Source organism: Halorussus lipolyticus, assembly GCF_029338375.1.
Taxonomy (GTDB): domain Archaea; phylum Halobacteriota; class Halobacteria; order Halobacteriales; family Haladaptataceae; genus Halorussus; species Halorussus lipolyticus.
In genome coordinates, this window is the sequence record NZ_CP119804.1 from 1,300,792 (window position 1) to 1,315,605 (window position 14,814).

Consider the following 14,814-nt stretch of genomic DNA (forward strand, 5'->3'; position numbering starts at 1 on the left):
GTACTGTGTCACATGGCAACTGAGCAGGAGTCTGGCGACGACGGACGCCCGGCCGAACTCGATTCCCTCGAACTCGCCCCCGACGAGGGGTGGAACGCGCTCTACGTGGACGGCGACTGGCGACCGCAGGGCGACCGCGAGGACCTCGACGTGGTTGACCCGACCGCCAGAGATGCCGTTGGCACGGTCCCTGCTGGAACCGAGGAGGACGTGGACGAGGCCTACGCTGTCGCCGACGCGGCCCAACCGGAGTGGGCCGAGGTCGCTCCCGAGGAGCGCGCGGCGGTGGTCGCGTCGGCCCGCGAACTGGTGGAGACGTACCACGAGGACTTCGCTCGCCTGTTCGCGGTCGAGTGCGGCGGGTCGCGTCTGAAGGCCGAAATCGAACTCGACCTGACCAAAGGCACGATGGCGGTCGCCGAGGACCTCGCGGACTCCTTCGAGACCGAGGAGCGCGAGGCGATTGTGGACGGCAAGCGCAACCTCCTGTTCCGGGAACCGACCGGCGTGATTGGGGTCATCTCGCCGTGGAACTTCCCGCTGTATCTGTCGATGCGGGCCGTCGCGCCAGCCATCGCGCTGGGGAATAGCGTGGTCCTCAAGCCCTCGACCCACACCTCGCTCGTCGGGGGCCTCGCGCTGGCCCGACTGTTCGACGAGGCCGGTCTTCCCGAGGGCGTGCTGAACGTGGTGACCGGCCGAGGGTCCGACATCGGCGAGGCCGTCGCGGGGCACTCGACGCCCTCGGTCATCTCCTTTACCGGTTCGACCGAGGTCGGCAGAGAGGTCGGTGCAGTCGCGGCCGAACAACTCTCGCTCCCGGCGCTGGAACTCGGCGGGAACAACGCCCACATCGTCACCGCCGAGGCCGACCTCGACCGGGCAATCGACGGCGGCGTCTTCGGGTCGTTCACCCACCAAGGGCAGGAGTGCATCTCCATCAACCGCCACATCGTCCACGAGAGCCACTACGACGAGTACGTCGAGCGACTGGCCGAACGCGCCGAATCACTCCCGGTCGGCGACCCCCGCGGCGACGACGAGGTGCTGGTCGGCCCGGTCCAGAACGAATCGCAGTACGAGTCCATCGTGGACCTGCTGGAGCAGTCGGTCGAACAGGGCGCACGAATCGAGGCCGGGGGCGACCACTACGACTGGTTCGTGGAACCGACCGTCCTCTCGAACGTGGACAACGACATGCCCGTCGCCGAGGAGGAACACTTCGGCCCGATTGCGCCGGTCATCCCCTACGAGGACGAACAGGAGGCCATCGCAATGGCCAACGACACCGAGTACGGTCTCTCGGGGTCGGTCCACTGCGAGGACGTAGAGCGCGCGCTGGACATCGCCCGCCGACTCGAAACCGGGATGGTCCACGTCAACGACCAACCGCTGAACGACGACCCCGGCGTCGCGTTCGGCGGCGTCGGCGCGTCGGGCATCGGCCGGTACAACGCCGAGTGGATTATGGAGGAGTTCACCGAGACGCGGTGGGTCTCGGTGCAGGACGAACCGCGAGAGTATCCGTATTGAGTCGCCAACGCTTCGATTTTAAATTCTGGTCCGGCGCGTGACGGCGCGCGCGGTTCTGCGCGCGCCTACCGCGCGAGGGACGAGGACCGCAGGCCCGTGGCCGAGGACCGCAGGAGGTTGGGGAGGCGTGAGGTCCGCGGTAGCGGTGCGGGCGGTTACGGTGCTGTGCGGGGCGGAAGACGGCTTTGCTCAAGCCTGAAGCTAGCTTCCTCGACCAGAAGGTACTCGCTGAACCGCTACCTAACAGATGAGTTGTATATCCCGATACCCGAACCACCGATGAACGAATAGGGACCTTCAAGGCCGTCGCGGAGAGTCCATCCCACATGATAATCGAGGGAACCATCCTCCGCGGCCCCGACTTCGAACCCATCGAGGGCCGGGTCGTGGTCGAGGAGGGCGACATCACCGCAGTCGAGGAGACACCGGTGGACTCCTCGCGCATCGTCCTGCCGGCGTTCGTCAACGCCCACACCCACATCGGCGACTCCATCGCCAAGGAGGCCGGCGGCGGCCTGAGTCTGGACGAACTCGTGGCTCCTCCGGACGGTCTCAAGCACCAACTCCTGCGCGAGGCCTCGCGCGAGGAGAAAGTCGAAGCCATGCGCCGGTCGGTCCAGTTCATGCAGGAGACCGGCACGGCCTCGTTCCTCGAATTCCGCGAGGGCGGCGTCGAAGGGGTCTACGCGCTCCGCGAGGCGGTCGAGGGGTCGGACGTGGACCCGGTGATTCTGGGCCGGGAGACGGTCGAAGCGATGGAGGCTGGCGACGGGTTCGGCGCGAGCGGGGCGCGAGACGGCGAGTTCTCGCGCGAGCGCAACGCCACCGCCGACGCGGGCAAACTGTTCGGCATCCACGCCGGCGAGCGCGACCCGACGGACATCAACCCGGCGCTGGATTTGGACCCGGACTTTCTGGTCCACATGGTCCACCCCGAACCCCTGCATCTGGACCGCTTGGAGGACAGCGCCATCCCGGTCGTGGTCTGCCCGCGCTCGAACCTCGTGACCGGCGTGGGGGTTCCGCCCATCGCCGAGTTGGCCGAGCGAACGACGGTGGCGCTTGGCACCGACAACGTGATGCTCAACAGCCCCTCGATGTTCCGCGAGATGGAGTTTACCGCGAAACTCGCCGACGTGAGCGCCCGCGAAGTCCTCCGGATGGCGACGGTCAACGGCGCGCGCATCGCAGGTCTGGACTGCGGGGTCGTGGAGGAGGGCCGACCCGGCAAACTGTTGGTCCTCGACGGCGACTCGGACAACCTCACCGGCGCGCAGGACGTGGTTCGCGCGGTCGTTCGTCGCGCCGGGACTGGAGACATCGAAGACGTGATTTTGTAGTTCTAATATAGGATTGGGTTTCTTTAGAATAACTCATTATTTGCTTACACTGCAATTTCATTCCTCTGTGGGAGAGAGCGGCGGGCGCTGGCGGCCGCCGCGCTCGGTGCATCAACCGCCAGCGTGCGCTCGGTGGAACCTCCATCGGAGCGCGCGCTCGGCGAACCAACCGCTGGGTGGGATGAAGGGGCCGCCCGGTCGCGTGTACTTTAGTCGCTCGTCGGCCCCTATCCGTCGCAACTACGTCCGTCGGATATGCCGACGAGCGACCGCGAGCGGGCGGGGGCTTCAAAAAACGTTCACACCGGTTCTGTTGTTGTCCTCAACCCGATCGGACTCGGAAATGATTCCGAGCGAAAACCAGCGAATCACCCGCTAAAAACCGCCGTCGTACTGCAAAGCCTTATATCGTGTAGCGTGTTACCATCCACCAGACAGATGTACGACCGGATACTCGTGCCGACCGACGGCTCGACCGAGACCGAGCGCGCGGTCGAACACGCCGCCGAACTGGCGTCTGCACACGGGGCACAACTCCACGCGGTCTACGTCGTCAACTCGGCGACGTTCGCGGGCCTCCACATGGAAACCTCGTGGGAGGGCGTCGGCGAGGTCCTCCGCGAGGAGGGCGAGGCCGCCCTCGAAGGGGTCGAGGACATCGCGGCACGCCACGGCGTCCCGGTCACGACGACGCTCCTCGACGGGTCGCCGAGCAAGCGCATCGTGGAGTACGCCGAGGACGAGGCCTGCGACCTCGTCGTCATGGGCACCCACGGCCGAGGAGGCATCGACCGTCTGCTCCTCGGAAGCGTCGCGGAGGGCGTGGTCCGGGCCTGTTCGGTCCCGGTGCTGACGGTGCAGGTCGGCGACGACGAGGGCGACGGAGAGTCGGCAGGGGCCGAATCGGAGGACGTGACCGCGGAAGGGTCGGTGTCATAAAACGTCGGAAATCGGGATTGCAGGGTCCGAAGCCGCGGAATCTGAAACGAGGGGAACCGAAGCAACTGAATCCGAGTGGAGGGGAGAGAAAAGTAGAGAGTGCTAGCTTCAGGCGTGAGCCGAGGCGTCACCGCAACCGCACCGCCCCGCTACCGCGAACCACACCCTCCCCAACCGATTGCGGTCCTCGGCCGGTGGCCTGCGGTCCTCATCCCTCGCGCGATTCGGGCGGCGCACGAGAGCGCCGGCGGACAACCCGCGTCCGCCGAGCAGTCGTTCGCTTCACTCACGACGACGCCGCCCAGCACGCGCCGGAGGAGGAAATCAGAAATTCTTGTCACACGGGCCGGAGATGTTCACAGTCCCCGGCGTGGACCCGAACCCGCTCGCCGTCGTCGGTTTCGACCACCAGCGCGCCGGGGAACGCGACATCGACCGCTTCGCCCACGACCTCTCGGTCGGGCAGTTCGACGCGAACGCGCTGGCCGAGCGTGGCCGACCGCTCGCGCCACGCTTCGATGGCTGACTCCGGGTCGTCTCGGAGTTCGTCGAGTCGTTCGAGGAGGCGCTGGACGAACACCCGGCGGTCCACGTCGCCGACCTCCTCGCGGATGCTAGTCGCGCCCTCCGGGAGGTCCTCGGCCGAGATGTTGGCGTTCACGCCGATGCCGACGATGACCCACGACACCCGGTCGGCCTCGCCCTCCATCTCGGTCAGAATGCCCGCGAGTTTCTTGCCTCCTCGCCCCACTTCGTTCGGCGAGACACCGGAAGACTCGCTTCGCTCGTCTTCCGAGTTCTCGTTCGCTTCGCTCACGAGAACGTCGTTCGGCCACTTGATTTCGGCCGGGACGCCGGCCTCGCGCGCCGCGTCGGTGATAGCGACCGCACCCGCCAGCGTCAGCGCCGGAACGCTGGCGGGGGCGAGGCTTGGCCGGAGGACCGGACTCATCCAGACGCCACCCGACGGGGCCGACCACTCGCGGTCGAGTCGCCCCCTGCTTCCGGTCTGTTCGTCGGCCAGCACCACCACGTCGCTGGCCTCCTCGTCGGCCAGTTCTCTGGCGCGGTCGTTGGTACTCCCGACCACGTCGTGGTACTCGATTTCGAAGGGCGCGTCGAGACCGAACTCGACGGCGAGGCCGCCGTACTCGGGGACGCCGGCCAAGTCGTAGCCGTCGTCGCCGCTGTCGATTTCGAAGCCCGCCTCGCGGAGGGCCTCGACGTGCTTCCAGACCGCATTCCGCGAGACGCCGAGGTCGTCTGCGAGTTCCGGACCGGGGACGGGACCGTCCGCGAGGCGTTCGAGGACCGCCCGGCGAGTATCGTTCATACCCCGCGATAGGGTCGAATCGGACAAGAAAGGCCCGCTTCGCCGGAGAGACGAGTGTCAGTCCACGCGCCGCCCCGCTTCGAGGAGGGCCTCGACAGACGACTGGTCGCCCGCGAGTTCGACGCGCTCGGCGCTCTGGTCGTAGGCGACGATGCCCGCCGCGTCGAGTCGCGGCAGGTGGGTGTGATAGAGCGATTCGGAGACCTGTTCGCGGTCGTCGCTGGCGTGGTCGGCCAGCGTTTCGACCGGAATCGAGTCGTCGTCCTCGCGGTCGAACAGGTAGGTCAAAATCTCCCGGCGGTAGTCGTCCGAGAGGACCTGCATCGTCTGTTCGAGCGACGGGTCGGCGGAGTTCGCATCGACTGAGAGGTGTTCCGACATGATTCTCACGTCTGTACTACTTGGCTTCCCCGCCGGGTAGTGATACTGTGTTACCTGCGAGATTATTTAAAAGGAGGTCGACTCGCAGGCTACCGGAGCGTCACTCGAGGACGATAAGCACGTCGCCCATGTCCACGCTGTCGCCCTCGCCGACAGCGACCTGCGTGACCGTACCGCCGCGGTCGGCCACCACGTCGTTCTCCATCTTCATCGCTTCCAGCACGCACACCACGTCGCCGGAGGCCACTTCGTCGCCCTCGGAAACTTTCACGTCGAGGATGGTACCCTGCATCTCGGCGGTGACGCTCTCGCCCTCGGCGTCGGCCGCCGAACTGCCGGCGTCGCTTCCGCCGCTGTCGCCGCCCGCGGGTTGGGGCTTCTGGCCGCCGCTACTGCCGCCGGCGTTTCCGGCGGGAATCGCGGCCGCGCCGCGTTCTTCCAAATCGACCTCGAATCGCTTGCCGTTGACCTCGACCGTGAACTCGCGTTCGACGACCTCCTCGTCGTCGCCCGCGGGCGATTCGGTCTTGGTGCCCCACTTCTCTTGGGCCTCGGCGATGCGCTCTTGGTCGAGGGTGTGGTCGAGGTACTTGGTGGTGTGAGTGCCCGAGACGAAGGCGTCGTCTTCGAGCATCAGGCGGTGGAAGGGGATGATGGTCGGGATGCCCTCGATGTCGTACTCGGCCAGCGCGCGCTGGGAGCGAACGATGCACTCCTCGCGGTCGGAACCGTGAACGATGAGTTTGGCGACCATCGAGTCGTAGTCGGTGACGAGTTCGTCGCCCTGCCGCAGGGCGTCGTCCAGACGTACGCCGATGCCGCCCGGCGGGTCGTAGGTTGCGAGTTTGCCGCCGGTGGCGGGCGCGAAGTCGTCGGCCGCGTTCTCGGCGTTGATGCGGAACTCCATCGCGTGACCTTCGAGGTCAACCTCGTCTTGGGAGAAGCCGAGTTCCTCGTCCTGAGCGACCCGAATCTGCCACTTCACGATGTCGATGTCGGTTAGCTCCTCGGTGACGGTGTGTTCGACCTGAATCCGGGTGTTGACTTCGAGGAAGTAGAAGTTCGCGTCCGGACCGAGGAGTTCGCCGTCCTCGCGGTCTTCGTCCTCTTCGACGAGGAACTCGAAGGTGCCGGCGTTGTAGTAGCCCGCGGCGTCGGCCCCTCTGCGGGCGGCCTCGGCGATTTGCTCGCGGAGTTCGTCGGTCAGGGCCGGGGAGGGACCCTCCTCGATGACCTTCTGGTGGCGGCGCTGGAGCGAGCAGTCGCGCTCGCCGAGGTGTCGGACGTTGCCGTGGTGGTCGGCGATAATCTGGACCTCGATGTGGCGCGGATTTTCGAGGTAGCGCTCCAGATACACGTTGTCGTTGTCGAAGTAGGCCTCGCCCTCGCGCTTGGCGGATTCGAGTTGGTCCTCGGCCTCGTCGGCGCTCCGGACGACCTTCATGCCGCGGCCGCCACCGCCGCCCTCGGCCTTGATGGCCACCGGGTAGCCGTGTTCGTCGCCGAACTCCTCGACTTCCGCGGGGTCCTCCACGGGGTCGGTGGTGCCGGGGACGATGGGCACGTCGGCCTCGCGCATCGTCTTCCGGGCGTGGGTCTTCTCGCCGAGCTGTTGCATCGAGTCGGCGGAGGGACCAATCCACTTGACGCCCTCGGTGTCCTCGACTTTGCCCGCGAACTCGGCGTTCTCCGCGAGGAAGCCGTAGCCGGGGTGGATGGCGTCGGCGTCGGCCTTCTCCGCTGTCTCGATGACGGCCTCGTGGTCGAGGTACGAGTCGGCCGCGCGGGCCGGACCGACGTTGTACGCCTCGTCGGCGTACCGGACGTGACCCGAGTCCTTGTCGGCTTCACTGTAGACGGCCACGGTGTCGATACCCAACTCCTCGCAGGCCCGCATCACTCGGACCGCGATTTCACCGCGGTTGGCGACGAGTACCTTGTCGAACATTCTTGGCGGCAAATATTCGGGTGGGCTACCTCATTCTGTCGGTTCAAGACGGCGAAAGCACCCACTCGTCTACTTTTTGGTGCAGGTCGGTTGACGAGTCGTGAGAACACCGAGGACCGACCGATTCCTTCCCACACCTCACGAACGCTTAACACCTCCTCGCCTGAATCCCGAACCAGACGAGGACTCGACATGACCGACGAGACGGATACCACCGAGACGCCCGAGATGGACCCCGAGGAGTACTACGACGAGTTCGGCGAACGCGAGTGGGCACGCCTCGACCGGGACCCCGTGACCCGGATGGAGTTCGAGAACACGACCGACTACCTCGCCGAGCATCTGCCCGACGCGGAAACAGGCGCTGAAACCCCGCAACTCCTCGACGTGGGCGGTGCGGCGGGCCGGTACGCCTGCTGGCTTGCCGAGCGCGGATACGACGTGACGCTCGTGGACCTCAGCGCCGAGCAAGTCGAACTTGCGCGAGAGAAGGCCACGGAGCGCGGGGTCGCCGAGCGCGTCACCGCCGAGGAGGGCGACGTTCGTGACCTCCGGTTCGCCGCGGATACCTTCGACGCGGTGTGCTGTCTCGGGGGTCCGCTGAGTCACGTCGTGGACGACGACGAGCGCGCGACGGCGATGGCCGAACTCCGGCGCGTGGCGAAGTCCGGCGAGCGAGGCGGACCCGGCGCGCCCGTCTTCGTCTCGGTCATCGGTCGCTTCGCCATGCTTCGAGACATCATAAAATTCACTCTCGAAGACTCCCACGGCCTGCTTCGTCCCATCGCCGAGGACGGCGACTACACCGCCGAGCGCGTGGCGGAGCGCGCCGATGGCGAGGGATGGGCCGAGTGCCACGGCTTCCGGGCCGACGAGTTCGAGCGCGAGTTGGCGGACGCCGGATTCGAGGTCGAGCGACTGGTCGGTCTGGAGAACGTCGCCCACCGGATGAAGCGCGAACTGGCCGAGACCGACGACGAGGCCGTCGAATCGGTCCGGGAGGTCGTCCGGATGCTCCGTGAGGACCGCACCGGGGCGGACATCTCCGAACACATGCTGGCGGTCTGTCGGGCGTGAGGTCGGCTGGGGACCGAGAAAAGCAACTTAAGAAATTTCCTCGGAAACAAAATTCTATTTTAAACAACGATATGTAGTTTTGTCAGGGAGTCGAATCGGGGGAGTCGGCCGGTCGTCGAAACCCGCCAGTCGGCACGGAAAACCGCCAGATAGCGCGAGGCCAGCGCCCGGTCGGACGCCGACAGATTCTCGATTTTCGGGACCGGTGAGCGACAGGTGACAAATTTCTGCTAGTTTCTGTTTGGAAGAATATTTATTTTCCGGCTATATCTAGCCGATTAAATCAATGTCCAAACAGCTACTCCTCGCCGTGGGCGTCGGCGTCCTGCTGTCGCTCATCACGGCCATGAGTTACGCGACCAAGCGATGGGTCGGCAGTTCGAGCGACTACATCCTCGCGGGGCGCGAAGTCTCGTCGTCGCTGTTGGCGACGGGCGTCCTCGCGTTCGGGTTCGCCACCGACATCTCGGTGCTGTTCGGGGTGTTCGGTCTCACCGCGGGCTACTTCACCTCGGTCTCGCTGGGTATCGTCTACGTGGCGTGGATCGTCTACGGTCTCGTCCTCGTGCGATTCGTCCGGAATGTCGGGACCTCGACCATCACCGAGTGGTACGAGATGCGCTTCGACTACGCCACGCGGGCCGCCATCGCGGTCACGCAACTGCTGGGACTGGTGTTCATCATCTCGGCCGGTAGCCTCGGCGCGGCGTCGATTCTCAAGGGCTTCGCCGGGTGGCCCATCATGCCGATGGTCGCGGGCATCCTCGGCGTGGCGATGGTCATCGTGCTGTTGGGCGGCCTCTGGGGCGTCACGGTCAGCAACGTCGTCCTCACGCTCTACGGACTGGTCGTGTTCCCCCTCGTGCTGGGCTACCTGTTCGTCAACGTCGGCGACGTTGGCTGGTTGCTGGCGAACGTGCCCGAGGGCGCGGTCGGATTCGCCTTCCCCGGCGGGTGGAACTTCACGACCTTCGGCGGGTCGAGTTACCTCACGTGGACCGTGCTGTGGTTCGTCGCGCTGGTCTACGGCGCGACCTACTACTGGACTCGCGCGGGGTCGGCCCGGAGCGACCGGGTTGCCCGGAACGGATTCGTCACGGCGGGGATTCTCGCGCTGTTCCTGATGACGCTGGTGATGCCCCTGCTGGCGATGTACTCGCTGGCGCTGGCCCCCGACGCCTTCACCGTCACCGGCGGCGAGGTGCCACCGGCGGGTGCCTACGGCGTCCTCGCCTCGACGCTCCCGGCCGCAATCGGCGTGCTGATTCCCATCGGCTTCCTCGCGGCCTCGATTTCGACCTACACGACCGACGTCATCGCGGCGGCCGCAATCGGCCTGCGGGACTTCTACCAGCGGTTCTTCGCGCCCGAGGCCGACCCCGAGGAGCTACTCCTCCCCTCTCGGCTCATCTCGCTGTCGGTGGTCGTCGCGGCGTTCGCGCTGGCGATGACCTACAACGTCCGGGCACTCGTGGAGTTGTTCCTGACCACGCTTGGCATCTCCAGCGTCATCGTCCTCGTGGACATCCGCTGGAAGGTCATGACCGCCCGGTCGGCGGCGCTCGGCGCGGTCGTCGGCACTCTGACGGTGTTCGGGTGGACCATCGCCGGCCTCGACGCGACCACCGGCGTCCACGTGGTCTGGCCCGCCCTCGGAAGCACGCTCGCGGTCGGGATTCTGGGCGGCCTGCTGACCGAGAGCAAGTACTACGCCCGCGATGGCTGGTCCATCGAGCCGACGGTCGCGGAGGTCGAGGCGGCCGACGACATCGACCTCACCGACGACCACGTGGCGGTCCTCGAATCCATCGCCACCGGCGGCACGCGCTTCGCCGACTTCATCGACACCTTGCAGGTCGCCAGCCACCAAGTCAACGACGTGGTGGAGGACCTCGACCGACACCGGTACGTCCACCGGCGCGGCGGCAACTCCCACGAGTTCTACGAGTTCGACCTCACCGAGAAGGGCCGCGAGGCTCTCGAAGACGCCGGTGTCGGCCCGGACGACCCGACCCTGCGGAAGCACGACCTCACCGAGGAGATGGCCGACGTGCTGGCGGTCGTAGACGAGAACCCCGGCGTCATCATCGACGACGTGGCCGACGAGTTGGGCCAGACCACCCCCGACGTGGTGCCGCTGGTCCAGCGCCTGCTGGAACTGGGCTACATCTCCGGGTTCGGCCAGATTCGCCAGAAACTCGAAACCACCGACGAGGGGGCCACCATCGCGGCGGAGTTGTCGGCCGACGCCGGGCGAGCGACCGACGAGGACGAAGCGGTCGCGCCGAAAGCGTAGGGACAATAATTATAATTCTTTGCGCGCGCGAGAAAACTGAACTCACCGCACCAGTGCGGCGTCTACCAGCGCGCGCTCGGCCTTCCGCAGGAGGACCGACGCGGTACTCTCGGTACAATCCAGTTCGGCGGCCACCTCGGCGAGTTCGGGGACAGAGAGTCGCATCTCGGGGGAGTCGCACGGTCACATCGAGAGATTTCACGCGCGGAAAGCCGAGAGTTATATAAAAAATCCAATCACTTCGGGGAAGCTGGAAGGCCGTGGCCCGCCTAAGAGGGACATATGACAGAACTCAGTCGTCCGGACGACGGGAATCAGGCGGACGAGCGGTCAGGGTCCGACGCCTCCTCGGCCGAGCGCCCGCCGGGACCCTCGGGCCTGCCGGTCGTCGGTTCGACCCTCACGGCGGGACGCGACGGTCTCGGGTTCACCGACACGCTGGTGGCCTACGGCGACCTCGTGGGCTACGACGCCTTCGGCGAGGAGATAGTCGCGGTCTTCGACCCCGAGGTGGTCGAGACGGTGCTGGTCGCCGAGAGCGACGCCTTCGTCAAGGGCGCGTTCGAGATGGCGCTGGGCGAACTGGTCGCGCCGGAGGGACTGGCCTTCACCGAGGGCGAGCAGTGGCGACGCCAGCGGACCGCACTCCAGTCGTCGTTCACGCCCGACAAGATTCGGGGCTACGCCGACGAGATGGTCGAACGAACCGCCGTGATGGCCGACGGTTGGGACGACGGCGAGGAGGTCGAACTCGGCGACGCCTTCGCGGACCTCACCCTTCGCATCCTGACGCGGGCGCTGTTCGACCTCGATTTCGACGCCGAGAGCGGCGCAGTCGTCCGCGAGGCCGCCGACGCGATTCACGGGGTCGTGGACCGCTTCGGCCTGCTGACCTTCCTGCCGGAGTGGGTCCCCACGCCAGTCGAGCGCCGGTATGACCGGGCGATGACCGACCTCGACGCGATGGTGGACGAACTCGTCGCCGAGCGCCGGACCCAGTCCGCCGACAGCGAGGGCGACGACCTGCTGTCGCTGTTGGTCGCGGCCGCGGACGCCGAGGAGGTCGGCGTGAAACCCGAGGAGGTCCGGGACCAACTCGTCACCTTCCTGTTCGCGGGCCACGAGACGACCGCGACGGCGCTGACCTACGCCTGCTGGCTGTTGGCGGGCAATCCCGACGCCCGCGAGCGCCTCGACGCCGAACTCGACGCGGTGGTCGGCGACCGGGACCCCACCTTCGCCGACGTGCCCGCCCTCGACTACACCGAGCGATTTATCCGGGAGGCCCTGCGCCTCTACCCGCCGATTTACGCGATTTACCGCCAGCCGAAGGAGGACGTGCTCCTCGATGGCTACGGAATCACGACCGACACCACGCTCCAACTGTCCATCTACGGCATCCAGCGCGACGAGCGGTGGTGGGACGCGCCCGACGAGTTTCGGCCGGAGCGATGGACAGACGAAAAACAGCCTGATGACCGGCCAGAGTACGCCTACTTCCCGTTCGGCGGCGGACCTCGACATTGCATCGGGATGCGCTTCGCCATGACAGAGTTGAAACTCGTGCTGGCGACGTTAGCGCGGCGCGTGGAGTTCGAGCGCGTGACGGAGGAACTGGACATTTCGATGGGCCTGACGCTGAGTCCGGGGGATGTGGAGGTTCGTGTTCGGGACGTTTGAGAAATAAAATAGTTTGTTTTAGAATTGTATTTGTTTGTTAAGCTAGTGTATGTCTTTCTCAGTTGTATCGTAGTGTTCGAGAAGACAATAGGACAGGAGATGTGATTTCGAAAGCCCTCGCGCTCGGAGCCACAGGAGCCGACCAGACCGCAATGTCTTCGAAAGCCCTCGCGCGGTTCGCGGTCTCTCAGCGACATATCGCGGCCCTCTCCGCACCGCCCGGTCCGCGATAGGGGTCGCTGAGGCGACCAAGTAGAACGCGAACCGCGCTCGCCCTTTCAGTCCGCCGAGGGGCGTGGACTGGGACACCGGCCGCAACCTGTCGGCTATTTCACCGGCCGAAACCGGTCGATAGGGGCGCTACTCGAAAACCACGAAAAATAATCTCCCCGGCGCGCGTCCTTAGAACCGGTCGGTCCGGCCCGAGGACGCCCACGCATCGGTCGGCGCACCCTTCGGAACCCGTCCCGCTCGGCCCTGAAGCCCGCGGAGGCGGCCCGCGAACGACCACCGCTTGCCCTGCCACGTCTCCTCGTCGTCCGCGGCCTCTGCGGCGGCCGCGGCCTCTTGGTCCCGGAGGTGGGCACCGATGGCGACAGCGATGGCGGCGGCCTCCTCGTCGGTGGCGTCGTCCGGGATGGTCACGTCCACGCCGGCGAGGGGGTCGTCGGACGCCGAGGCATCGGCGGCCTCCTCGTCGGACGCGGCCTCCTCAGAGCGGGATGTTGCCATGTTTCTTGTCCGGGAGTTCGTCGCGCTTGCTCGCGAGCATTTCGAGGTCGTCCACCAGTCGCGGCCGGGTGTCTTGGGGTTCTATCACGTCGTCCACGAATCCGCGGTCCGCGGCGGTGTAGGGGTTGGCGAACTCGTCGCGGTACTCGTCGATGAGTTCCTGCCGGCGGGCCTCGGTGTCGTCGGCCTCGTCCAGTTCGTCGCTGTAGAGGACGTTGACCGCGCCCTTCGGACCCATCACGGCGATTTCGGCGGTCGGCCACGCGTAGTTCACGTCAGCGCCGATGTGCTTGGAGGCCATCACGTCGTAGGCCCCGCCGTAGGCCTTCCGGGTGATGACGGTCATCAGCGGCACGGTGGCCTCCGAATAGGCGTACAGGAGTTTCGCGCCGTGGCGGATGATGCCGTTGTGTTCTTGGTCGGTGCCGGGCATGAATCCGGGCACGTCCACGAACGTCAGAATCGGGATGTTGAACGAGTCGCAGAACCGGACGAACCGCGCGCCCTTCTGGGAGGACTCGATGTCGAGCGTCCCGGCGTTGACTCGCGGCTGGTTGGCCACGACGCCGACCGACCGGCCGTCGAGGCGCGCGAAGCCGATAACGATGTTCTTGGCGAAGCCCTCTTGGACTTCGAAGAAGGAATCTTCGTCCACCACGCCGTCGATGACCTGCGTCATGTCGTAGGGCTTCTTGGGTTGGTCGGGCACGATGGACTTGAGTTCCTCGTCCCTGCGCTCGGGGTCGTCCCACGGTTCGACTCGTGGGGGGTCCTCGACGTTGTTCTGCGGGAGGTACGACAGCAGGCGTCGGATGTCGTCTAAGGCTTCCTCCTCGCTCTTTTCGGAGAAGTGCGAGACCCCGGAGGTCGATTCGTGGGTCTTCGCGCCCCCGAGTTCCTCGAAGGTGACCTCCTCGCCCGTGACCGTCTCGATAACGTCCGGGCCAGTGATGAACATGTGGCTGGTGTCCTCGACCATGAAGATGAAGTCCGTGATGGCGGGCGAGTAGACCGCGCCGCCGGCGCAGGGACCCATGATGGCCGAAATCTGGGGGATGACGCCCGAGGCCTCGGTGTTCCGCCGGAAAATCTCGGCGTAGCCAGCCAGCGAGGCCACGCCCTCCTGAATCCGGGCACCGGCCGAGTCGTTGAGACCGATGACGGGCGCGCCGACCTCCATCGCTTTGTCCATGACCTTGCAGACTTTCTCGGCGAACACCTCGCCGAGCGACCCGCCGAAGACGGTGAAGTCGTGGGCGAAGACGAAGACCTTGCGACCGTTGACCTCGCCGTAGCCAGTCACCACGCCGTCGCCTTTGACCTGCTTTTCTTCCATCCCGAAGTTGTGGCTCCGGTGGGTTCGAAGCTGGTCGAACTCGTTGAACGTCCCGTCGTCGAGGAAGTAGTCGATTCGCTCGCGGGCAGTCATCTTGCCCTTCTCGTGCTGGGACTCGATGCGCTCCTCGCCGCCGCCTTTCAGGGCCTCGTCGCGGAGTTCGCGGAGTTCTTCTATCTTGTCTTCCATCGTCATGCTCGTCGAACCCTCCGATGGCTA

The 14,814-nt window shown here is 66.0% G+C and carries 12 protein-coding genes; 6 read left to right on the top strand and 6 right to left on the bottom strand.

Features of this window, described 5'->3' with window-relative positions:
• The first annotated feature begins 12 nt into the window (after positions 1–12).
• The 3 genes from P2T57_RS06560 (at position 13) to P2T57_RS06570 (ending at position 3,812) form a co-directional block, all read left to right on the top strand.
• Positions 13–1,533: an aldehyde dehydrogenase family protein gene (locus tag P2T57_RS06560; protein ID WP_276301686.1), complete on the top strand. Its 1,521-nt coding sequence runs from the start codon at positions 13–15 to the stop codon at positions 1,531–1,533.
• 326 nt (positions 1,534–1,859) lie between these two features.
• On the top strand, positions 1,860–2,873 hold the full coding sequence (locus P2T57_RS06565) for an amidohydrolase family protein (RefSeq protein WP_276301687.1): 1,014 nt from the start codon (positions 1,860–1,862) through the stop codon (positions 2,871–2,873).
• Positions 2,874–3,311: 438 nt separating this feature from the next.
• Entirely contained in the window at positions 3,312–3,812 is a 501-nt protein-coding gene (locus P2T57_RS06570) for a universal stress protein (protein ID WP_276301688.1), read from the top strand.
• Between the two features lie 337 nt (positions 3,813–4,149).
• On the opposite strand, the gene P2T57_RS06575 is transcribed toward P2T57_RS06570, so the two are convergent.
• The 3 genes from P2T57_RS06575 to P2T57_RS06585 form a co-directional block, all read right to left on the bottom strand.
• Positions 4,150–5,145 carry a biotin--[acetyl-CoA-carboxylase] ligase gene (locus P2T57_RS06575; protein ID WP_276301689.1) on the bottom strand — a complete coding sequence of 332 codons (996 nt, stop codon included), beginning with the start codon at positions 5,143–5,145 and terminating at the stop codon, positions 4,150–4,152.
• Between the two features lie 57 nt (positions 5,146–5,202).
• Complete coding sequence (locus tag P2T57_RS06580; protein WP_276301690.1) at positions 5,203–5,526, bottom strand: DUF7344 domain-containing protein; 324 nt, start codon at positions 5,524–5,526, stop codon at positions 5,203–5,205.
• Between the two features lie 100 nt (positions 5,527–5,626).
• Positions 5,627–7,474, bottom strand: coding sequence for an acetyl-CoA carboxylase biotin carboxylase subunit (locus tag P2T57_RS06585; RefSeq protein WP_276301691.1), 1,848 nt, complete (start codon positions 7,472–7,474; stop codon positions 5,627–5,629).
• A 192-nt stretch (positions 7,475–7,666) separates the two neighbouring features.
• Between P2T57_RS06585 and P2T57_RS06590 the strand changes: the two genes are divergently transcribed.
• Both P2T57_RS06590 and P2T57_RS06595 read left to right on the top strand, forming a co-directional pair.
• On the top strand, positions 7,667–8,551 hold the full coding sequence (locus P2T57_RS06590; protein ID WP_276301692.1) for a class I SAM-dependent methyltransferase: 885 nt from the start codon (positions 7,667–7,669) through the stop codon (positions 8,549–8,551).
• Between the two features lie 286 nt (positions 8,552–8,837).
• Entirely contained in the window at positions 8,838–10,847 is a 2,010-nt protein-coding gene (locus P2T57_RS06595) for a sodium:solute symporter family transporter (RefSeq protein WP_276301693.1), read from the top strand.
• 42 nt (positions 10,848–10,889) lie between these two features.
• Here P2T57_RS06595 and P2T57_RS06600 read toward each other — a convergent pair whose 3' ends face one another.
• A complete protein-coding gene (locus P2T57_RS06600; protein WP_276301694.1) occupies positions 10,890–11,012 on the bottom strand; it encodes a hypothetical protein in 123 nt (40 codons plus the stop codon).
• 117 nt (positions 11,013–11,129) lie between these two features.
• Here P2T57_RS06600 and P2T57_RS06605 point away from each other — a divergent pair, with 117 nt between their 5' ends.
• Positions 11,130–12,527 (top strand): cytochrome P450, encoded by a 1,398-nt coding sequence (locus P2T57_RS06605; RefSeq protein WP_276301695.1) that lies wholly within the window; start codon positions 11,130–11,132, stop codon positions 12,525–12,527.
• Between the two features lie 402 nt (positions 12,528–12,929).
• Here P2T57_RS06605 and P2T57_RS20290 read toward each other — a convergent pair whose 3' ends face one another.
• Both P2T57_RS20290 and P2T57_RS06615 read right to left on the bottom strand, forming a co-directional pair.
• Positions 12,930–13,259, bottom strand: coding sequence for a DUF8022 family protein (locus P2T57_RS20290; RefSeq protein ID WP_337250812.1), 330 nt, complete (start codon positions 13,257–13,259; stop codon positions 12,930–12,932).
• Positions 13,240–14,784: an acyl-CoA carboxylase subunit beta gene (locus P2T57_RS06615; protein ID WP_420028532.1), complete on the bottom strand. Its 1,545-nt coding sequence runs from the start codon at positions 14,782–14,784 to the stop codon at positions 13,240–13,242. Before P2T57_RS06615 ends, P2T57_RS20290 begins: the two co-directional genes overlap by 20 nt.
• Positions 14,785–14,814 lie beyond the last annotated feature (30 nt).

Coding starts and splice junctions, on each gene's coding strand:
- P2T57_RS06560 (WP_276301686.1), top strand. CDS start 13: ATGGCAACTGAGCAGGAGTCTGGCGACGACGGACGCCCGGCCGAACTC.
- P2T57_RS06565 (WP_276301687.1), top strand. CDS start 1,860: ATGATAATCGAGGGAACCATCCTCCGCGGCCCCGACTTCGAACCCATC.
- P2T57_RS06570 (WP_276301688.1), top strand. CDS start 3,312: ATGTACGACCGGATACTCGTGCCGACCGACGGCTCGACCGAGACCGAG.
- P2T57_RS06575 (WP_276301689.1), bottom strand. CDS start 5,145: ATGAACGATACTCGCCGGGCGGTCCTCGAACGCCTCGCGGACGGTCCC.
- P2T57_RS06580 (WP_276301690.1), bottom strand. CDS start 5,526: ATGTCGGAACACCTCTCAGTCGATGCGAACTCCGCCGACCCGTCGCTC.
- P2T57_RS06585 (WP_276301691.1), bottom strand. CDS start 7,474: ATGTTCGACAAGGTACTCGTCGCCAACCGCGGTGAAATCGCGGTCCGA.
- P2T57_RS06590 (WP_276301692.1), top strand. CDS start 7,667: ATGACCGACGAGACGGATACCACCGAGACGCCCGAGATGGACCCCGAG.
- P2T57_RS06595 (WP_276301693.1), top strand. CDS start 8,838: ATGTCCAAACAGCTACTCCTCGCCGTGGGCGTCGGCGTCCTGCTGTCG.
- P2T57_RS06600 (WP_276301694.1), bottom strand. CDS start 11,012: ATGCGACTCTCTGTCCCCGAACTCGCCGAGGTGGCCGCCGAACTGGAT.
- P2T57_RS06605 (WP_276301695.1), top strand. CDS start 11,130: ATGACAGAACTCAGTCGTCCGGACGACGGGAATCAGGCGGACGAGCGG.
- P2T57_RS20290 (WP_337250812.1), bottom strand. CDS start 13,259: ATGGCAACATCCCGCTCTGAGGAGGCCGCGTCCGACGAGGAGGCCGCC.
- P2T57_RS06615 (WP_420028532.1), bottom strand. CDS start 14,784: ATGGAAGACAAGATAGAAGAACTCCGCGAACTCCGCGACGAGGCCCTG.